Annotated in this window: 20 protein-coding genes and 1 pseudogene; 10 read left to right on the top strand and 11 right to left on the bottom strand. The window is 42.7% G+C overall.

Features of this window, described 5'->3' with window-relative positions; translation table 11 throughout:
- Window positions 1–26 precede the first annotated feature (26 nt).
- Complete coding sequence (locus tag KO533_RS05440) at window positions 27–1,784, top strand: GGDEF domain-containing protein (protein WP_131523945.1); 1,758 nt, start codon at window positions 27–29, stop codon at window positions 1,782–1,784.
- Between the two features lie 43 nt (window positions 1,785–1,827).
- Here KO533_RS05440 and KO533_RS05435 read toward each other — a convergent pair whose 3' ends face one another.
- The gene (locus KO533_RS05435) at window positions 1,828–2,352 is read right to left on the bottom strand and encodes a DUF3016 domain-containing protein (protein ID WP_173247611.1); all 525 of its coding nucleotides are present in this window, start codon (window positions 2,350–2,352) and stop codon (window positions 1,828–1,830) included.
- A 278-nt stretch (window positions 2,353–2,630) separates the two neighbouring features.
- Here KO533_RS05435 and KO533_RS05430 point away from each other — a divergent pair, with 278 nt between their 5' ends.
- Window positions 2,631–2,939, top strand: coding sequence for a hypothetical protein (locus KO533_RS05430; RefSeq protein ID WP_105250308.1), 309 nt, complete (start codon window positions 2,631–2,633; stop codon window positions 2,937–2,939).
- A gap of 135 nt (window positions 2,940–3,074) precedes the next feature.
- Window positions 3,075–3,389 carry a hypothetical protein gene (locus tag KO533_RS05425; RefSeq protein ID WP_219253194.1) on the top strand — a complete coding sequence of 105 codons (315 nt, stop codon included), beginning with the start codon at window positions 3,075–3,077 and terminating at the stop codon, window positions 3,387–3,389.
- Between the two features lie 13 nt (window positions 3,390–3,402).
- Here KO533_RS05425 and KO533_RS05420 read toward each other — a convergent pair whose 3' ends face one another.
- A complete protein-coding gene (locus KO533_RS05420) occupies window positions 3,403–3,912 on the bottom strand; it encodes a DUF4240 domain-containing protein (RefSeq protein ID WP_219253192.1) in 510 nt (169 codons plus the stop codon).
- Window positions 3,913–4,039: 127 nt separating this feature from the next.
- On the opposite strand from KO533_RS05420, the gene KO533_RS05415 reads away from it, so the two are divergent.
- The 4 genes from KO533_RS05415 (at window position 4,040) to KO533_RS05400 (ending at window position 6,715) form a co-directional block, all read left to right on the top strand.
- The gene (locus tag KO533_RS05415; protein WP_219253190.1) at window positions 4,040–4,420 is read left to right on the top strand and encodes a hypothetical protein; all 381 of its coding nucleotides are present in this window, start codon (window positions 4,040–4,042) and stop codon (window positions 4,418–4,420) included.
- An 82-nt stretch (window positions 4,421–4,502) separates the two neighbouring features.
- Entirely contained in the window at window positions 4,503–5,300 is a 798-nt protein-coding gene (locus KO533_RS05410; protein WP_105250312.1) for a response regulator, read from the top strand.
- 159 nt (window positions 5,301–5,459) lie between these two features.
- Window positions 5,460–5,732 carry an HU family DNA-binding protein gene (locus tag KO533_RS05405; protein WP_006079990.1) on the top strand — a complete coding sequence of 91 codons (273 nt, stop codon included), beginning with the start codon at window positions 5,460–5,462 and terminating at the stop codon, window positions 5,730–5,732.
- A gap of 290 nt (window positions 5,733–6,022) precedes the next feature.
- Complete coding sequence (locus KO533_RS05400; RefSeq protein ID WP_105250314.1) at window positions 6,023–6,715, top strand: TorF family putative porin; 693 nt, start codon at window positions 6,023–6,025, stop codon at window positions 6,713–6,715.
- A 58-nt stretch (window positions 6,716–6,773) separates the two neighbouring features.
- Here KO533_RS05400 and rimK read toward each other — a convergent pair whose 3' ends face one another.
- From rimK to KO533_RS05380, 4 genes are all read right to left on the bottom strand, one after another.
- Window positions 6,774–7,679 (bottom strand): 30S ribosomal protein S6--L-glutamate ligase, encoded by a 906-nt coding sequence (rimK, locus tag KO533_RS05395; RefSeq protein ID WP_113939182.1) that lies wholly within the window; start codon window positions 7,677–7,679, stop codon window positions 6,774–6,776.
- A gap of 178 nt (window positions 7,680–7,857) precedes the next feature.
- Complete coding sequence (locus KO533_RS05390; protein ID WP_219253188.1) at window positions 7,858–9,573, bottom strand: GGDEF domain-containing response regulator; 1,716 nt, start codon at window positions 9,571–9,573, stop codon at window positions 7,858–7,860.
- 9 nt (window positions 9,574–9,582) lie between these two features.
- Window positions 9,583–10,017 carry a response regulator gene (locus tag KO533_RS05385; protein WP_105250317.1) on the bottom strand — a complete coding sequence of 145 codons (435 nt, stop codon included), beginning with the start codon at window positions 10,015–10,017 and terminating at the stop codon, window positions 9,583–9,585.
- Entirely contained in the window at window positions 10,014–12,167 is a 2,154-nt protein-coding gene (locus KO533_RS05380) for a CHASE domain-containing protein (RefSeq protein WP_173247621.1), read from the bottom strand. Before KO533_RS05380 ends, KO533_RS05385 begins: the two co-directional genes overlap by 4 nt.
- Before the next feature lie 324 nt (window positions 12,168–12,491).
- On the opposite strand from KO533_RS05380, the gene KO533_RS05375 reads away from it, so the two are divergent.
- Both KO533_RS05375 and KO533_RS05370 read left to right on the top strand, forming a co-directional pair.
- Window positions 12,492–12,668: a hypothetical protein gene (locus tag KO533_RS05375; protein ID WP_006079984.1), complete on the top strand. Its 177-nt coding sequence runs from the start codon at window positions 12,492–12,494 to the stop codon at window positions 12,666–12,668.
- 541 nt (window positions 12,669–13,209) lie between these two features.
- Entirely contained in the window at window positions 13,210–14,565 is a 1,356-nt protein-coding gene (locus tag KO533_RS05370) for a flavohemoglobin expression-modulating QEGLA motif protein (RefSeq protein ID WP_105250320.1), read from the top strand.
- 194 nt (window positions 14,566–14,759) lie between these two features.
- Here the strand turns inward: KO533_RS05370 and KO533_RS05365 are convergent, their stop codons facing one another.
- The 3 genes from KO533_RS05365 to KO533_RS05355 all read right to left on the bottom strand — a co-directional run bounded on the left by KO533_RS05365 (window position 14,760) and on the right by KO533_RS05355 (window position 17,756).
- On the bottom strand, window positions 14,760–16,199 hold the full coding sequence (locus KO533_RS05365) for an MBL fold metallo-hydrolase (RefSeq protein WP_173247626.1): 1,440 nt from the start codon (window positions 16,197–16,199) through the stop codon (window positions 14,760–14,762).
- A gap of 117 nt (window positions 16,200–16,316) precedes the next feature.
- Window positions 16,317–17,186: a DUF2927 domain-containing protein gene (locus KO533_RS05360; RefSeq protein ID WP_219253186.1), complete on the bottom strand. Its 870-nt coding sequence runs from the start codon at window positions 17,184–17,186 to the stop codon at window positions 16,317–16,319.
- 333 nt (window positions 17,187–17,519) lie between these two features.
- A complete protein-coding gene (locus KO533_RS05355) occupies window positions 17,520–17,756 on the bottom strand; it encodes a thioredoxin family protein (RefSeq protein WP_028761824.1) in 237 nt (78 codons plus the stop codon).
- A 566-nt stretch (window positions 17,757–18,322) separates the two neighbouring features.
- On the opposite strand from KO533_RS05355, the gene KO533_RS05350 reads away from it, so the two are divergent.
- A complete protein-coding gene (locus KO533_RS05350; RefSeq protein ID WP_219253184.1) occupies window positions 18,323–19,960 on the top strand; it encodes a lactate permease LctP family transporter in 1,638 nt (545 codons plus the stop codon).
- A gap of 274 nt (window positions 19,961–20,234) precedes the next feature.
- Here KO533_RS05350 and KO533_RS22605 read toward each other — a convergent pair.
- A pseudogene (locus tag KO533_RS22605) lies at window positions 20,235–20,333 on the bottom strand (radical SAM protein); the annotation flags it as partial.
- A 28-nt stretch (window positions 20,334–20,361) separates the two neighbouring features.
- The gene (locus KO533_RS05345) at window positions 20,362–20,688 is read right to left on the bottom strand and encodes a putative quinol monooxygenase (RefSeq protein WP_113939190.1); all 327 of its coding nucleotides are present in this window, start codon (window positions 20,686–20,688) and stop codon (window positions 20,362–20,364) included.
- Window positions 20,689–20,736 lie beyond the last annotated feature (48 nt).

The following is a 20,736-nucleotide window of genomic DNA, read 5'->3' as shown; positions in this document are numbered from 1 at the left end:
CTCACATAGACGAAGGGGCTGACGTAATGACAAGTTTAGATCTGGCTAAAGAGCTCGATAAAATAATCTCTAAAGCTGCAATCAGTCCCTTATTTCAGCCAATTTTCAATATATTAGAACATAAAATTCATGGTTTTGAGGCGTTAAGCCGTGGCCCTGAACACAGCCCGTTATACTCCCCAGTCCCGCTATTTCAGACAGCCGAACATCAAGGTAAATTAAGCGAGCTAGAAACCCTTTGTCGCCGTATTTCACTCGAGCAATTTAAGTTGCGTCAGTTTCAAGGCAAGCTGTTTATCAATATCTCGCCCAAGGCATTATTAGATCCTGCCCACCCCAAGGGCATGACCTTACAACTGCTGCAACAACTTGGCATAGCGCCATCACAGGTTGTGATTGAACTTTCAGAGCAATATCCCGCCGATGATATCGATTTACTCAAATCCTGCTTGAATCACTATCGTAGCCAAGGTTTTTTAACAGCGATCGATGACTTAGGTGCAGGTTATTCGGGTCTGAGACTCTGGTCAGAATTGTCACCCGACTATGTCAAAATCGACCGTCACTTTATCCATCAGATTGATTCGACTCCCGTCAAACAGGAATTTGTCCGCTCGATTGTGGAGTTATGCCAAAGTTTAACCTGCAAAGTGATAGCCGAAGGAATTGAAACGCAAGAGGAATTAGCCGTACTCAAACAACTGGGTATCGTCTATTGCCAAGGCTACTTACTCGGCCGTCCAGAAGTACTACCCTGCCGCGCGATGAAAGCGACCTTAGTGCCGAGCAATACTCAAATTCAACCTAGATACAGCGAATCGGCCGAGAGCCTGTGCACGAGTGCCATAACCGTAGTGCCCACGCTTAAACTCAAATTCTTAAGTGACACCTTTATCTCGCAACCTGCATTACAGGCGGTTGTAGTGGTCGATAACCAGTTGCCACTCGGTATTATCAGCCGCGCGACCTTACTTGAACTCTTCAGCACACCCTATGGTCGCGCCTTACATGAAAATCATGCTGTGAGTGAAGTAATGGACCCGCAAGTCATCCAGATTGAGGCCAACGAACCGTTATCCACCGTAAGTCAATTACTGACCTCAGAGAGTGCTAATACGGTAGCGCAACAGTTCATTATCCTTCGCCGTGGTAAACTACTCGGCATAGGCCATACCAAGGATTTGCTACAAAGGATCACAGAGCACAGAATTAAGATGGCGCGCCATGCGAATCCTCTTACAGATTTGCCGGGTAATGTGCCCATTCAAGAGGAATTAAAACGCCTTAAGATCCAAAAGAAACATTTTTATCTAGCCTATTTTGATCTGTGTAACTTTAAGCCCTATAACGATATTTATGGATTTTGCCGTGGCGATGAAGTGATTTGTGAAGTGGCGAATCTGTTACTGAAGTATAAAAGCGACAATTGCTTTGTTGGCCATGTCGGCGGCGATGACTTTGTAATTATCAGCACCTGTGAGCATATGATCAGCCGTTGCCAGCGAATTCTAGCGGATTTTGAAACCCATAAGCATTTGTTTTATAGCGCCGAGCACTGGCTGGCCCAAGAAATGCTCGCCGACGATAGAAAAGGTGAAGCCTGTTACCATCAATTGATCAGTCTGTGTGTAGGCATTTTACCACCCGCACTCACCTTTAACGCCCATGAACATAGTCTATCGACCTTAAGCGCTAGGGCAAAAAAACAGGCAAAATCCGCAAATAACGGATTTTACCTGTTAGAAAATCATCTGATTATCGACACTCAGGCACTAACGGCATAGCTAAACAGCTTTAATACTCAGCATTAGCGACCGATATGGGTCATTAAAGTTGTGGTGCAATCGTCTTCTTTAACCACTCGGTTAACATTTTGGTTTCGTAAATAAAAGGTTTATCATTTAAAGATTGGATCCCACCCATAAACCCCATATCCGACAGTTTTTCATCGCCCGCGATAATCACTTTATCGTTTTCCATGACTTGATAAGAAAAAGTCATACGCGGCGGATAAATGTCTTTGATAATGCGTAAATCATTGGCGGTCGCACCAAATGTTGGACGCATATCACCCGCCAGATCAACATCGGTAATGGTCATTTCAAGCTTTTGATTTGGCTTTAAAATCTTTGCAGCTTCTTTATTGATGTTTTCAGTTAAGGTTTCAAATAAGCGCTTCTCATAACGGGATTGGAGCTCCCCTGATGATTTTATATCGCGATAATCTTTAGGACTTTGCCAAACAATTTTAACCACACCATCTTCGGTGACGGGATCCACAGGCGCTTCATCGGCCGCCCAAGCCGCACTGCAACTTAATACACCTGCGAGTAAAAGGGACTGAATTTTCATGTTTGCCTCCAAGGCCTAGATAACTTTCTGAGAACCACAGTACAAAATCTAACCTGAACTAGAGCTTAACGCAAAACTGATATAAGTACAGCAAATGTGTCGTAAGCTTTTGTATAATTAAGTAAATATTATTTAACCACCACAACCGATACGTATCTTTTTGTATCGAAATTGCACCAAGTAAGTGCATAGTTATCAATTTGTGAACATTTCACGCGCATAACGACAAAAAAAGCGTTATCCTTCCGCTATTGTTTACATTGCCCACTTAATAAAAAATGAAATTCCCTGTTGTACCTGTGTTCATTCTTATCCTGTTTACCTGCGTCGTAAGTGCGATTTGGTTTATCTCCCCGAGTGACAAAAATACTGGCCCTAAAACTTGGTCAGCCTTTATCTACAACCATGGCTATGATTCAGGAAAATATAAAAAAACCGATAACTTTGACAGCTATAATACTTGCCGCGATTTTGCACGCGAACAATCTGCCTTCTACGACAATGTGCCTTGGGAATGTGGATCTATGTGCCAGTTCGATACTCGTAAGCAAGGATTTCAATGCGAAGAAATGAAGAATGAGCACTAACTAACCATTCAGCATAGGTTCAATATTTATACAATAAACTCAGCTCCTCACAGTACAACTCGTTTTCTTTACCGTCTAAGGATGCACGATTTAGAACTAACGTGTTAAACGTAATTTTTAACTTGGAGCTTACCTATGAACCTAAAAACGGCTTATCTATTCAACCCATATTCACGAAAACTCGCTTTATTGGCACTGCTGACAATCGGAACTAGCGTAAGTATTTCAAGCCAAGCTGCGCCATTGACCATCAGCCAGCAACAGGCAGTTAACACTCATTTGAGCAAATTGGCTCAGGCGCAAAATGCGGCTGAACATCAAATGACAGAGCAGCTTAAGCAAGATTTTAGTCAACAATTAACCGCGCAAGAACATGAGTTTATGAGCGACATCTGCCCTAAATACGGCATGACCTTCGATGTCACTACCAACGCTTGCTTACGCTCATAAGGTATTGCCAAGACTAAAATGGAAAACGGGCACTCAGCTCAGGGTATTGCCGCTTTAAATCCTTGGGCTTAGTGCTAAATTTTTTACCCGCGGGCGTCGCCTTGCCCGATGGCATAAAGGGCAGTTCCTCACCGGTTCTATCTTCGTATAATTGCCCTGCGATAAGGTCGTATTCATCTACAAAAGGGTAAGCATAGGCATCTCGCTCTGGCCAAGCGACTAAACGTGCTAGGGTGTCAGGTTGATTAACCACACCTTCGAAAATTTCTTTACCAAGTGAAATCAAAAAACACCTAAACTCGGCAAAAGCATATTCAGAATCACAACCCGTAATAATGTAAGCCGCCCCCCAAACAGACCACAGATAACTACGGCGCATCTGCTGACCAAAGATTTTATCGAAAGCTTTTAACTCTTCATTACTCAATTCGGCAAGTTTCTGCTTCAGTGCTTGAGTCAAAGACTCCTGTGATTGCGCCGCTTCCGTTCGCGTGACTAAACCCCAAAACTCAACTTCTGTCATAAACGTCACCTATTAAAGCCTCTAGCAAAAAGGCATATTCTACACGATATTACGGTTATACTGGACTCGGATTAGGGCATTTCCTACACTTGCTCATCTTCTTTGCTACTGGTGTGCACTTCAATCTATGCCTAAACGTCTTATACTACTGATCACGTTATATTGCCTCTTCAGCATTGCTGCACTTTGGCGTACTGTGATGACTCAATCCCTTGATGTATTCACCCTAGGTGTCCTCCCCGTGCTCGTTGGCATACTCATACGGGCGCCGTGGTCTAGCTTAGTGTTGAAAATTTATATTGGCATGCAAACCTTAGGATTCTCGGCACTGGGGATTACAGCAATTATTGCCTATCGCATTACCCCTGAGGATGTAAAAGTGGTTGTTTCTGGCCACAACATTCCTATGTTGCCACTCACAGTGAGCATTATTGTTATTTTACTCGTGCAGTATTGGATCGCATTTTCTAAGGTCACGAGACACTATTTGGCCCGCCAAACTCAGTAATGGACTTTGTTGCTAAGCTGTTATCAATAGCGTAGCTTAGCGACCCAGTAAAATACTTACGACTCTTAACTTGAAGTAGACTATGAGCCATTTATCGCCCAGCGAACTTTCCATTCTTTTAGTAGAACCTTCAGAGACACAGCGTCGAATTATTATTCAGCGCTTACAACAAGAAGGCATTCTCAGCATTCAAACCGCAGAAAACATAGAAGCGGCTAAAGATATTATTGCTCGCCATAAACCTGACCTTATTGCGAGCGCCATGCATTTCGATGATGGCACTGCCATCGATCTCTTGGGCTACTTAAGGGCCAACGCTGACTGCAAAGATATCCAATTTATGCTGGTCTCGAGTGAGTGCCGCCGTGAACAACTTGAAATATTCCGCCAATCGGGTGTAGTAGCGATTCTACCTAAACCCTTCAGTGCCGACCATTTAGGTACAGCATTGAATGCCACGATTGATTTACTCAGCCACGATGAACTCGACCTCAGTAATTTCGATGTACAAGATGTGCGTGTATTAGTGGTCGATGATAGCCGTATGGCAAGAAACGTCATTAAACGTACGATTGGTAACTTAGGGATGAAGCTGATTACCGAGGCCGAGGATGGCGCGCAAGCCATAGCGTTAATGAAACACAATATGTTCGACTTAGTGATCACTGATTACAATATGCCGAGTGTAGATGGGCTAGCTTTGACACAATTTATCCGCAATGAAAGCCAACAATCGCACATTCCCATCTTGATGGTGTCTTCCGAAGCCAACGATACCCACCTCAGCAATGTGTCCCAAGCGGGTGTAAATGCCTTATGTGACAAACCCTTTGAACCCAAACTTGTTAAAAAATTACTCTATCAACTGTTAGAAGAATAAAACCAGAATAAAACTTAAGTCACGAACTGAGTAAATATTCTGCGCTTTACTGAACATCCTGCTGCACGCTAGACGCAAAAGGCTTTCCAAGTGTTAAACCTTATGGCATGTTAGGCACGCTTATTTCAAATAAATCTACGGAAAGAAGAGACAATAAAAATGAACAAAACTGAACTAATCGCCAAAATTGCAGAAAATGCCGATCTAACGAAAGTAGAAGCAGCACGCGCATTGAAGTCTTTTGAAGCAGCTATTACCGAATCAATGAAAAATGGTGACAAAATCTCCATCGTAGGTTTCGGTTCTTTTGAAACAGCGACTCGTGCCGCTCGCACTGGCCGTAACCCACAAACTGGTAAAGAAATTCAAATTGCTGAAGCGACAGTGCCTAAGTTTAAAGCGGGTAAAACCCTACGTGACAGCGTAAACTAAGTTATAAAATTCAATACAACGCCTCCATTGTGAGGCGTTTTTTTTGCCCAATCCCAGTGAAGCACTGAATATTTTTTGCACAACAAAAGTGCGCCTCTGCCCCACAAACTGGCAAATAAAAACATTTCATTAACATTGCAAGCTCTAATCCTTTGTTTTACATGGCATTGTAATAGTGGCATGTGATTAGCAAATCCTTCCTTAGAAAAAACCAAGATGCACTAATGAACACAGCTGACTTTGAGTGTGCCAATGGTGAATCGATAAATAAGTCAATCGAGGGGATGAGCATGAAGAAATCACTGTACAGCGTTTTGGCCTTATCGACGGGAATGTTACTGGCAGGCAACGCCTTTGCAGCCGTATCAGGCAACATTGGCGGTACCTCTAATTACCTATGGCGCGGTGCGACCCAAACTAAAGATGCAGTCGCAATCCAAGGTGGCCTTGACTACAGCCACGATTCTGGATTTTATGCGGGAACTTGGGCATCGAATGTGGATTTTGGTGATGATACTAGCTACGAGCTTGATCTATATGCAGGTTATGGCGGCAGTATTACCGAAGACATCAGCTACGACTTTGGCTATCTCTACTACGCCTATCCAGACGCACCGGGCAGTATTGATTTTGGTGAGCTCCATGCTGCTGTCACGTGGAAATGGCTCGAACTGGCTTACTCCCAAGTCATCAATGCCGGTGACGATCTGGCCGCCGATCCTTTAGATAATAAAGATCTCAGTTATCTTGCCGCGACGGTATCCGTTCCTCTCACTGAAAAGCTCAGTTTATCAGTGCACTATGGTTACTCAAACGGTGATGTCGTCCAATCTTGGTTTGGCGAAGATAATTATGCCGACTATAACGTGACTCTCAGCGCAGATACCAGCATAGGCACAGTGTCATTTATGGTCTCAGATACCGATCTCACCGATGATGATGCCAAACTAGTACTCGGATATTCCTACAGTTTTGATCTATAAGCTCTAAACATAAAAAACGCCACCTTAAAAAGTGGCGTCGTTTTATCACCATCACCTACTAGGCAATAATTGACCGGTTTGTTTTACGGGCCGCAACCATTTTCTCAATATATTCAACAATAGGCTCAGTCACTGAAATCCCTGTTGTTTGCTCAATCCCTTCAATGCCTGGCGCCGAATTAACCTCAAGGATCAGTGGGCCACGGTTAGAACGTAAAATATCTACTCCCGCGACAACCAATCCCATCGCCTTCACAGCGGCAATAGCCATTTTACGCTCAACAGAGGTGATTTTTACCACCTCACCACAACCCCCTAAATGCAGATTAGAGCGGAAATCGCCCTCGGGACCTTGACGCTTCATCGAAGCAACCACCTTGTCACCGACAACAAAACAACGAATATCACTACCATTGGATTCTTTAATGTATTCCTGCACTAAGATATTCGCTTTGAGCCCCAAGAATGCTTCAATCACGCTCTCAGCAGCCGTTTTAGTTTCAGCGAGTACGACACCAATCCCTTGAGTGCCTTCGAGTAATTTAATCACTAACGGAGCGCCGCCAACCATATTGATGAGATCTGGGATATCATTTGGCTTATTGGCAAAACCCGTCACTGGCATGCCAATCCCTTTGCGGGAAAGTAGTTGCAGTGCTCGCAATTTGTCCCGCGAACGCGCAATAGAGATTGAATCATTCGCGGCATATACACCCATCATTTCAAACTGACGTACAACGGCACAACCATAAAAAGTCACGCTAGCATGAATACGCGGAATGATGGCATCAAACCCAACTAATTCAGTACCTTCATAATGAATGCTAGGTTTAATAGAATTAATATTCATGTAGCAATTCAGCGTATTGATCACGACCGCTTCATGTCCACGACTTTGGCAAGCCGCGACTAAGCGTTGTGTTGAATACAACTGGGGGAATTGGGATAAAATACCTATTTTCATTGCTGAGTGACCAACTTAAGCATGAGTGAATAAACCGTTCTGCGGCACCAAAAGCACAGCGACAGAAAAAGGGGCTGATATTTGTCTATTGCTCAGTGTAAAGCAAGAAAATATTCCTCACCAGACGAAATCATTATGCTAATGAAATACTTCAAGACCTATCACATTCGGAACTCGTTTAAATTAACAGCGGCAGAATATACTTAGCCTCAAACTCCGTTGCATCTAAGGGACGAGAAAACAAATAACCTTGTAATACAGTACAATGGCGAGAAGTACAAAACTCAGCCTGCTCAATTGTTTCAACGCCCTCAGCTACTGATATGACATTAAACCCATGGGCGAAGTTAAGTAATGCAGCGAGCAAACGAGTGTCTTTATCATCCTTATCATAGGAAGCGACAAAGCTTTTATCGATTTTCAGCACGCTAATGGGAAACAATTTGATATGTTCTAAGGACGAAAAACCCGTCCCAAAATCATCAAGGGCAAAACGCACCCCTAACTCGGCAATTCTATCGAGCATTTTGGCATGTTCATGGGGATCTTCAATAAGGCAATTTTCAGTAATTTCAAGCTCTAATGCTACAGCAGGAAGTCCTGTCTTAGTCAGCGTACTCGCTATTTTATCAAACAGGTTCTCATTTCCAATTTGCGATGCAGACAGGTTAACGGCAATGGTAAATTCTCTCCCTATTGGCTGTAATTGGGTTAACCAAACCTGTGCCTGAGTGCAGGCTTGTTCAAGCACCCAATCATCAATGTCCTCCATTAATCCAATTTCTTCGGCTATGGGTAAAAATTGATCTGGGGTGATAATGCCGTCTACAGGATGCTGCCATCGGATAAGGGCTTCCATCCCCACCAGCTGATGGGTTTTCGCATTCACTTGCGCTTGATAATGAACCTTAAATTCATTTCTTTTTAAGGCAGTACGCAAACTCGACTCGATATGATTACGGTAACGCACCTCTTTATCTAAAGCTTCTGAGTAAAACTGAATCTGGTTTCGGCCCATTTTTTTAGCGCGATACATAGCGATATCGGCACATTTCATCAGCTCAGAACTATTCGAAGCCGCTTCATTATAAAAAGCCACGCCGATACTGGCACCAATAAGCACATCGTTATCACCGAGACAAAACACGTCCTCAAACACTTTTAACAATCGATTAGCCACAATCATAGGGAAATATTTATAATCATTATCAGTGACTAGCACGACAAATTCGTCCCCACCTAAACGGGCAATAATGTCGCCATCTCTTAGTACTTCACTTAATCGAGCGGCTACTTTAACTAAAAGAATATCCCCCGTCTGATGGCCTAGAGTGTCATTGATCGCTTTAAAATCATCTAAATCGAGTAAGATAACGGCTAAATAGTCGTGACAACGTTTGGCCCTTGCTATCGCTCGATTAAGACAAAGTTCAAAACCATAGCGATTAACCAGCTTAGTCAACGAATCGTGTTCAGCTAGCTCTTTTAGTTTTTGGTGACTATTACGTAACGCCAACGCCATTGAAGATCTTTGTTTCGCATAACGAATTGCACGAGTTAGTATCCGCGAGTTGACCTCATCTTTAAGCAAGAAGTCCTGTGCCCCTAGTTCAATACAGCGCTGAGCCAGTTTCTCATCTTCATAGCGACTCAGCATAACGACTACGGTCTGGTCTTGCGTCATGGCATTGAGCTTGATCAACACTTCTAAGCCATTAGCATCGGGTAATAAATAATCCAATAGAATACCGTCAAAATGACGTTCTAATGCGAGATTTAAACCATCAAATGCACAATTTGCTTCGACCACATTAAAAGTCAACTTTGACTGTCTGAGTGCTCGGATGATCGCAGTTCTATCCACTTCATCATCATCGATCAGTAGTAAATCCATATACTCACCTTATGCGGATGGGAGCTCCACTATTCGCCAATAACCTTCAAGCATATTAAAAATATTGTTAAAACCGTCTTTCATATCAGTTTTAACCATGTAACCAGCCACATGATGGCTATAGGCTTTCATCCTATCTTCATCGGTACTCGACGTGGTGAGCATAAAAACGACAGACGAAGAAAGAGAAGGATCTGAACGTATTCGCTCAAGGAACTCAAACCCATTCATTCTTGGCATATTAAGATCGAGCAAAATAAGATACGGACCTTTGATCGTGTCTAAACTCGTTAGAATAGTTAATGCTTCAATCCCATCCCGAGCACGCACTAAGGGATTGAGTAACCTCAATTGTCTCATCGCCCGCTGCACGGCCATGTAATCCACGTCATCATCATCAACCAATAAAATGGTGACCTGTTGATAGTGATTTGCTGCGCTCATAGAAGCTCCTTTTTCACTATTTTCTTAGGCCAACTAAAGCAAAAACAACAACCTCGGCCCTGCGATTTGAGCTGAATCTCTCCACCTAAACTTTCAACCGTTTTCCTCACAAGTGATAAGCCTAAACCACTGCCTTCAACTTCATCCCTTGGTTTAAGTGTTTGAAACATCTCGAAGACTTTTTCATGATATGAGCTTGATATCCCCGGACCATCATCTATCACACTGAATCGATACTGCTGATCAACCGCCTCACATGAAACCGTAATCACACCTGTACCTAAGTCATGATGTTTTATGGCGTTACTGATTAAATTTCGTATAACTAATTCCAACAATGGTCTTACGGTATAAAAATTCGGAAATTCACCTTTTAGGACTAATTCAAATCCCTGTGGCGGCGCGACGAGCGCAAACATGTCTTCAACCAGTTGCCGACTTTTCACTTCAGTGGTTTCGGTATCGACACGACCAATCCGAGAAAACATCAATAGTCCATCGAGTAATAATACCATTCGATGAATACGACTTTGGATAAGCCCTAGGTATTTCTGTACATTTTCATTGGTGTTATCGACTAAATCCTCAGATAACCAAGAGGTTAGCTGCTCGATACCACGTAAGGGGGATTTCAAATCATGGGAAGCAATATAGGCGAACCTGTCTAATTCTTGATTGATACGCTCAAGCTCAAGCATATGTTCTGCACGCTGAACTTCAATACGTTTACGTTCAGAGACATTGTTAATTGTCGCGAGAATAGAAATGCCATTACTAAAATGAATAGGCGTCAACCCCACTTCAATTGCGAGTCGACTGCCATCTTTACAACAGCCAAACAGGTCATCCCGCATCGACATATTTTTCGCAATAGGCTGCACTAAATAGTTACTCATGTGCTGCTGATGAGCATCCCTTAGGGTTTCGGGCAATAACATATTGATGGAACGACCGAGTAACTCGTCTCTGGTATAACCGAACAAACGTTCAGCATGGGTATTCACTAAAGTAATAAATCCAGATTTATCCACCATAAATAGCGCACTTGGAGAGGCTTCAATTACTAATCTAAAGCGTTTTTCGTTAGCAATTAACTCTGAAGTCAGTAAAGACTCCTTATATCGATTACGCGCCATAATTAACACTGAGTAAAACAATGCCAAAATAAAACCACAACCGATAAATTGGAGCCACATACCTTGGGTCTGTTCCGCTCTCGAGATAAAACGCGATTGTGATGAAATGTCTAAACGCCACAACTGCCCTCCAACTAAGTCAGTCTGCGAGTGATAAAACACATCCTGCTCATTCGGGGCCACTTTGCTGCTGGTAAACATTAAACTGTCAGCGCTTGCCTGCGGACTTTCATAAATGGCAAGTTTCAAGCCTGAGAATCGCTCCCCCATAATCCCTTGCATGAGGTCATCCATCCTAAACGCTGCATACACAAGTCCAAACACGTGCTGTTTACGCTCAGCCTCTGTTGTTGTGGTGCCTTGATAAAGCGGTAAATACATTAAAAAGCCCGCTTTCGCATCATCAGAAGTATCTTGAACTAATACGACTTTGCCAGAAACTGTCGGCAGTCCAGTGGTAATAGCGCGAGTGATGGCTTTATATCGATTAGACTCGGAGCACATGTCATAACCCAAGGCTCTTTGATTACGCCAATCAAAGGGTTCTAAGTACACAATCACGCAATACTGATCACGCGTTCCTTCTGGGTAAACTTTATAGTCTTTAAAACCTTCAGCTTGAACTTGTTGGATGTGCGCACTTAATGCTTCAGGTTGAAGTAACTGAGCATAGCCAAAACCTTGAAAACCTGGGTAATACTCAGATAAATGAGCATTGATGACATAAGTTTGCCATTCCTGACGTGTCACATTACTCGAGGATAATAATAAGCCAACGCCACCACGTAAGACTTGCTCATAGGCAAGCATTCTGCGATTCACGGCTTCTGTTAATTCTTGAACGCTATTTTCGAAACGCTCTTCACCTCTATCCCTAAGATATTGCTCAAGCACATACCAAGAGATCCCCATGAAAAGTAAGGCAGCCACTATCATTAGCCAGCTAGAGCTCAGCACGCTAAAGTAGATATTATTAGATGGGGGGAGTGATTTAGAAAACTGATCCTTGTCCATGTAAGCCAATTCCCTAGCAAACGATTAACAACAAACACAGGTACAAGTGTTGTTGTAATTATGACTAAATTCAAGTTTATCCTACTATTTAACTCGGAATTAACGCGAATATATCTATGACTATACCGTGCTCTTAATCACAAAATAAGCAAAAACTAAATTAATCAAATATTCAATTGCAGTCTAGTGCCTACGCCAAACAGCAGTAAGCTGAATCATCCGACTCACGGGAAGAATTTTTCACCCTAACTCACAAAATTATTTGCTTTTCTACCATACTCTTTTTAGTTAGAAAGTCGTTAGGAACAACAAGAGGAATTCGTTATGGCTCATATTACTGAAGTCGTGCCCAACGATACTGAACTTGAGGCAATGACCACACCAAGAAACAGCAAAGCCGCCGAGGCAATGCAGCATAGACGCGAAGTCAAAAAGCGTTTAGAAGACTACCTCGAGCGGGCGGAGTTAAAACGTGCATTAGGAGATGACGATTTTTTCTAGCCAATTCTATCTCGCTATCTAGTGGTCAAAATGATGGGATGATGATCTCAGTCGGTGATCATTTGTTTCGAACTCACTGAGTTTTGGCCCACTAAAATCGAATATCTCACCCAGTCAATAATGCTGGGTGTTACTCTGCTTTAGCTCACTAACCTCCAGATTTAATATCGCGTCATCACGGTCATTTTTACCACTCTTGTCAGCTTGAGTTTTGATTAACAAGCATTCAGCCTTAGCACACTCAAATAACTCATCGCTGTCATGTTTTGCTCCAATCAATCTATTTCTATATCAAGAACAAAGCAGCTTGAATGCCATATCAATAAAATATTATTAAACAGATGGTTACTTATTTATGTCCCATAGACATAGCGCTAGAATTGTAACAAGTACACCAAAATGATTCACAAAATCGATAACAGCTAATTTATTTAATCGGTATATTTCCTCCGCTAGCCTGCGAATCAATATGAATAAATGAGGTTTAAGGCTATGATTAGCCACATCTCTCTCGCTGAAATTACCTGCAGGATATACGGGAATGTCTGAGTCGTTAGCCCAATATCAACAAGATCTACGCCGTTTTTCCGATGAATTAATTCGCATTCAAACGCCAATAAAAATCTTAGATGCCATTAAATGGCCGCGGGAAATGGAGGAACGTTTTCTCTCCAATAAGGGCACGGTACTTCCGGCTATCAAGCAAGAGTTCTATCAAAACATTGCTTTACCTTTTGATCCTGTTAAAACCCAAGCTGAGCTAGCCTCCCTAAAGCAGGACATCCATAGACGTTTGGGTAAACGAGACAAACTCGGCAAAATATTAGTGGCAAACGTCGATCAGTATCGCCTTGTCATCGATATGTTGGGGAACAGAGGCACGCCAACCTTTGGTAAGCTCAGCCAAGAATTGTACGGCAGTGCTAGCCATAAACTGCATGGCGATCGCCATACCTTGCGCCAGTTAGGTGATAAACTCAGCTACATTTTCTCGTTGCCCGCGGCGAGGCACATGAATAAACATCACCCTAAAATTATTAGCGCGCCAGAAGCGGTTAACGTGCTCAGCCAACGTTTAGAAAAATACTTCCATAGCGATGATATGCGTGTACGCCTTAGTGACGGTATCGTCTCTGACGCTGCAGTCGGTGGCGATACCGTTAAGCTCAATAGCAAAGCAATGTTCAGCGAATCGGATCTTAATGTATATGAAGTTCACGAAGGTTGGGTGCATGTCGGCACGACGCTAAACGGCCGAGCTCAACCCCACGCCACTTGGCTCAGTGTCGGTTCTCCCCGCGTAGCAGCAACCCAAGAAGGTCTAGCCGTTTTACTGGAAATGCTGACGCTAAGTTCAAATCCGGGGCGAGCTCGGCGAATTAGTGACCGTGTTGCAGCGGTCGATATGGCTGAAAATGGTGCTGACTTTATAGAGGTATTCAATTATTTCAGAGGATTGAATCTAAGTGCGACAGACAGTTACCGTGTCACCCAAAGGGTTTTCCGTGGTGGTATGGTGGAAGGCGGCAGTTTCTTCACTAAGGATATTTCCTATGTGCGTGGCTATGTGGAAAACATTAACTTTATCCGCAGCGCCATCACCTCAGGCCTTCCTGAACTCATCCCTATGCTATTCCTCGGTAAATTGGCGATTGAAGATATCCCCGTGTTATACCAAGCTTGCCAAGAGGGCATTCTGACTACGCCTAAATATCTACCGCCCATGTTTGATAACTTTAGTGGTCTTTATGCTTGGTTTGGTTTTGCATCAGGTTTAGCAGGAATCGATTTGAAAGGTGTACAGCGCCATTTCACACGCTTATTTAAAGACGTACCGAATGTCGTCCCGACCTTTGAGTTACTCGATGATACTGAATTTGACAACAACTCGGACTAATACAGTAACCTGATTGATTTAAAATAAAAAAGCTCACAACTATGTGAGCTTTTTTATAAAACTAAACGCTAATCTTCGATAGAAAAACCTTCACCATTACATTCAAAATACAACTCATCGCGAGCTCGCTTTGCCACACGTGTAGAAGATAATGGCATTTCCACCCAACTTTTGAACTTGCACTTTCAAATCTTTTAAGGCTTCCACACTAACTGCGGCAGTGCATTTAAATCCAATCGGTCACCTTGGGTCGCGATTGCTATAGCCTTTGGTTTAGTCTGAGGATCTTGGTTAATCACATCGACTAATCCATGCTGCGCCTCGGGTTCTCCATGGACTAAAATTAACGGCGGCTGGCCTTCAAAATGGTGATACCAACGTAATAACTCTGCTTGATCCGCATGGGCTGAAAGTCCACCCACTGTGTGTAACTTAGCCGCGACTTTAATGCTGTTACCATGAATAGACAGTTCCTCAGCGCCATCGACGAGGGCACGCCCCGGTGTTCCAAGCGCTTGATAACCACAAATAATCACATCACATTCTGGGCGCCATAAATTATGCTCTAAGTGGCTACGAATACGTCCACCGTTACACATGCCGCTCCCTGCGATAATGATCAATCCCTTATGCACATCGTTCAGCGCTATCGACTCTTCGGTCGTTTGGATAAATTCGACATTCGACAACAGCGGATGCTGCCCAGGATGTTGGCGGGTAAAGCGTTTAAAGTCCTCATCCATCAGCGGATAATTATTAACGTAGACGCGTGTCGCCTCAATTGCCATCGGGCTGTCTAGGCAGATTTTCCAACGGCCGAGATCCCATTCTTTAGCATATAAATGAAATAGATATAATAACTCCTGTGCTCGTCCAACCGAAAAAGCGGGGAGCAATATATTGCCTTGGCTCTCGTTGACTGTCTTAGCAAAAATGGCTTTCAACTCGGCTAAGGTATCCGTCCAACTGCGGTGAAAACGATTGCCATAGGTGCTTTCCATTAAGACTAAATCTGCCGAATCCACTAAGGTAGGATTACGTAAAATCGGCATACCTGCACGGCCAAGATCGCCACTGAAGACGATTTTCTTCTGTGATTTGCCCTCACCTAACCACAACTCGACTAAGGCGGAGCCTAAAATATGCCCTGCATCTGAGAGGCAAATATCCACATGGGGAATAACCCGAGTCACTTGACCGTATTCCAATGGTACAAATTGAGTTATCGCGAGTTCAGCATCTTCAACGGTGAATAGCGGTTCTAGGGGTTCAAGATCATGTTTAGCACGCTTTTTATTGACTCTTTCGGTATCGCGGGTCTGCAGCATAGCCGCATCTTTGAGCATGATGGCGCACAGCTCTGCCGTGGCTTTATGGGTGTAGATAGGCCCATCAAAACCCGCTTTGACTAAGAGTGGTAAACGCCCAGAATGATCGATATGGGCATGGCTAAGCACGACAGCAGAAATAGACTCAGGATCAAATGCGAAGGGATCATGATTACGCAACTCATCAGATTTACCGCCTTGGATCAAACCACAGTCGAGCAATAAGTGTTCATGATCAACCGAGAGTAAATGACACGAACCCGTCACTTCCTCTGTCGCCCCTAAAAACTGCAATGTCATTCGCATGGTGTCCCTCCAAGGTGTTTATCTCATATAAAGATAGACTATGCCCTTATTCCTAAAACAAAAAGGATTAATTAGTCACGTGCGAGCAATGTCAACTTTAGCTGTAATGCTTAGTCATCAATAACCTAACAATGGGTACAACTGACCTTGACGTACCGTTTTGCCAGCGTTAGCAATAGTGCCATCGCGCAGCCATTGTTCGAGCAAAATCTGCAAAGGCTGTTTGACCTCTGCGGCCGTCATTCCAGCGCTAATACTTGGGCTATAGAGTAATTTAAGCAAAATGAAATCGAGCCCAGTGAGTAAGTCCTGCGGGGTTTTGTCGTTAAAGATGGAGGGAAATACTTTCTCTGAATCATTGGGTAAACCAAGCACTTGGGTTATCTCTTCCACTACGCAAGCCACTAACTTACCGTGCATTTTGGCTTGATCTACAGGAATAATAATCCAAGCACGTTCAATCTCTTGCCGTGAATTGAGAGCAAACTTTGCCATACACACAGAACCATGGACATTTTTCGCCGAGCTCGGTCCCATTAAGCGCATCACCTCACCTGCCCATAGGGATTGACGGGTAAACACTAAGTGCAGATTCGCCTCAGAGAGCGTATCCACCCGTTGAATATCGAGGCCGGTGATCTGGCCTAAGTGTGTTAAGTGCATCAACACTAATTGAGTGTGCAGCGCCTTATCACCCACTTGATGCTCAATAAACACTCGTACCGGTATGCGCCACTTACGCACGCTATGTTTAGTAAGGTCATACTCATTTTTTAGGGCGACTTCACTAAATGCTTGGGTGATATAAGCGGAGTTTTTCCAATCCGTAGCGGGCGTTAATACTTGGGTTAATCCGGGAGATGTTTGAGCAGCAAATAAAGGTAAAGCTAATAAACTTAGCGTTAGAAAAAGCCCTAAACGAAACAGACGTGCAGTAAAAAATAACCAACTGTAGAAACGTGTTAATACCCTAAGCCACTTTTGCATTGGCACTCATCCCGCAACTTGACGAGGTCACTGAATCAAAATCATAGCAGTGATACTGATAAAAGAAGTCGAAATCTGCAAACAATCTCCTACGACATAGACTTAATAAACTCGCCCAGATAATGCAATGCCGACTAAACCGTTGCCAATAAAACCCCATAATAAAATTACTACACAAAGCATCAATGCATTGTTTTTAAAAACATTATATTTAATATCATTAATCGTATACTGATGATATTACACCACCATTGCCAAGGATTCAGGATGACAATGGTGTGCATTTTTAGCTTAAGCGCTTTCTAACCTAATATAAGCCTGTATTTACAACAGCTAGTCCCTTAACCACCCCTCAACTTCATCGCGCGTCGGTACTGAGCCGCTATGTATGAGCTCACCATCGATCACTACCGCAGGGGTTTTCATCACTTTAAATTTCAATAGGCTTTGAGGATCTGTGTCCTTTTTTACAATCACATCCACACCCATTTCTTCTGATATGTCCGCAATCATCTCAGCGGTTTTGCTACATTTAGCGCAACCACTGCCTAATACTTTGACTTGTTTCATGTTACTTCCTTAACGAACTGTGCTGCAAAATTAAAAATTTCAACCTACTGTCATACTCGCAGCCACATATAGCAAGGTAAATTTCCAGCCAAGCAAACTCATAGACAAGAGTATGGCAACATCTATAGCTCAATTCAGGCCACAATAAGATAACTGCATTATTAGTTGCATTACATTGATTGCTATTAATTTCTATATATAAATATAAACAAATATTTATAAACCATCTGTTATAAACACTACCAAAAAACTAAAAAAGTACAGCCTATTTTTTCATAAAATCTCAATACTCTAGTTAATTTCACGACTCAAAAAAATAATCTTGATAACACAATAAATATTAATACAACCTAAATTAGATGTTTGGTGAATATAGCTAAAACAGTCAATATTTTACTTTATTATTATTTAGGTATTTCCCCGTCATCATTTATCCACACATCTCGTGACTCATATCACTTATTACAACATTTAAGATTGATCCTACATCACTAAACACTAGTATCTGCTATGTTGCGACTGCAATACGATTTATCAACATATTATAACAATACGGAAACCTCCCTATGACCTGGACCCAAACATACACGCCACTCGGTAGCTTGTGGCTAACCGCAATGGTTGCTTTACTGCCTATTGTGTTTTTCTTCCTAGCCTTAACTGTGTTAAAAATTAAAGGCTATATCGCTGGGGCATTAACCTTATTAATAGCCTTAGCAGTCGCGATACTCGCCTACAAAATGCCTATTAGTATCGCGCTTGCTTCTGCTATATATGGTTTTAGTTATGGGCTATGGCCAATTGCTTGGATTATTATTACCGCAGTATTTTTATATAAAATCACCGTTAAAACAGGTCAATTTGAGGTTATTCGCTCGTCAGTCATCTCAGTCACGGAAGATCAACGATTACAAATGCTATTGGTTGGCTTTTCATTTGGAGCCTTCCTCGAAGGTGCTGCTGGTTTTGGTGCACCTGTTGCTATTACAGCTGCGTTACTTGTCGGGCTTGGATTCAATCCATTGTATGCAGCAGGACTTTGCTTAATCGCAAACACGGCACCCGTCGCCTTTGGAGCTATGGGTATCCCAATTATCGTAGCAGGTCAGGTTTCATCACTAGACCCATTCCATATTGGACAACTCGCTGGCCGTCAGTTGCCAATATTATCGATTATTGTCCCCTTCTGGCTCATCGCAATGATGGATGGCATCAGGGGAATACGTCAAACTTGGCCCGCAACATTAGTAGCAGGCGTTTCATTTGCGATCACCCAATTTTTAACCTCAAACTTTATCGGCCCCGAATTACCCGATATTACTTCGGCGTTAGTCAGTCTAATTTGTTTAACGTTATTTTTAAAAGTCTGGCAACCAAAAGAAATATTCACTTTCTCAGGCATGAAACAAAGAGTTACTACCCCTAAATCTACTTTTTCTAATAGCCAGATATTTAAAGCATGGTCTCCCTTTATTATTCTCACAGCGATTGTAACCCTGTGGAGTCTTAAAGATGTACAACTGGCATTAAGTTTTGCCACTATCAGTATTGAAGTACCTTACTTACATAATCTCGTTATCAAAAGTGCACCTATTGTCGCTAAGGAAACCCCTTATGCAGCAATATATAAACTTAATTTATTAGGCGCTGTTGGAACAGCAATTTTAATCGCAGCAATGATCTCAATTGTGGTCCTTAAAATGTCAGTAAGTAATGCACTGACATCCTTTAAAGACACTTTAATTGAATTAAAATTCCCGATATTGTCAATTGGATTAGTATTAGCATTTGCCTTTGTCGCAAACTATTCAGGTCTATCTTCAACCTTAGCACTCGTGCTCGCAGGCACTGGCGTAGCATTCCCCTTCTTTTCGCCATTCTTAGGTTGGTTAGGTGTGTTTTTAACAGGTTCAGACACCTCATCAAATGCCCTATTTGGTGCGCTGCAAGCCAATACAGCAAACCAAATAGGTGTAACACCGGAGTTATTAGTCGCCGCAAACACTACGGGAGGAGTAACGGGCAAAATGATTTCGCCACAATCTATTGCCGTTGCTTGCGCTGCAACGGGATTGGCGGGTAAAGAATCAGATCTTTTCCGCTTTACGCTAAAGCACAGTCTATTTTTCTGTACTTTCATTGGCGTGATCACAGTACTCCAAGCATACGTAGTCCCTTGGACATTAGTGTTTTTCACTAAATAAAACGATATCTAAGATATATTAAAAGCCGAGTGATAAACCACTCGGCTTTTTAGATTGGAATGGATATAAAACTCACTCTGCGATGAAGTTAAAATGGGTTCAATTAAGCAAAGTAGCAAGGCAGCTTTATTAATCCCAGTGAAGTCAAACAATCAAAGTCCAGCTTGTCATTCTTGTCGTAGATAAATACCAGGTACATTGATGACAAATGCAACTTAAGCCAGCAATTTCGCCTTATCCTTACCTAATACGCCTTTTAGCACTAAAGAGTTAAAGTGCAATGGTTCCAGCTGCGGCCATTAGTCACTTGCAGTATCAATGAGATCCATTCGGATAGAGATCTAAATACTGGCTCGATAGCATTAATCAACACTGCAAGCTCCTAATCGTTTATCTCATGGCTAAACAATCACTTGATGATAGGTTTCCACATGGTATGACTCGACTAATTCGGGCATCACTTGGTGGAAATAGTGTTGAATTGCATCTTTAGCGCAGTGCTCATCAAAGGCGGCAATATCGACAAACTTCTCTACAAACGTCACGCGACGTGGTTCATCACGGCTCACATTGAGTTCGTAACGAATACAACCCGCTTCGCGGCGCGTATCAGGAATAAGGCTCGCGAGCGCAGCGATTAGCGCTTCGGTTTTGCCCTCTTTAGCCAGAAAACTCGCCACGCAGGCAATTTGTTGTTGATTGATTCTATAGTCCGTTGAAGTCGACATCTCAGTTCCTTATTGGCTTAATGTTGAATGTTTATGTGCCAAGCTTTT

The sequence above is a fragment of the Shewanella sp. NKUCC05_KAH genome (genome assembly GCF_019345585.1).
In the GTDB taxonomy this organism is placed as follows: Bacteria; Pseudomonadota; Gammaproteobacteria; order Enterobacterales; family Shewanellaceae; genus Shewanella; species Shewanella oncorhynchi.
This window is presented reverse-complemented; position numbering and strand designations above follow the sequence as displayed.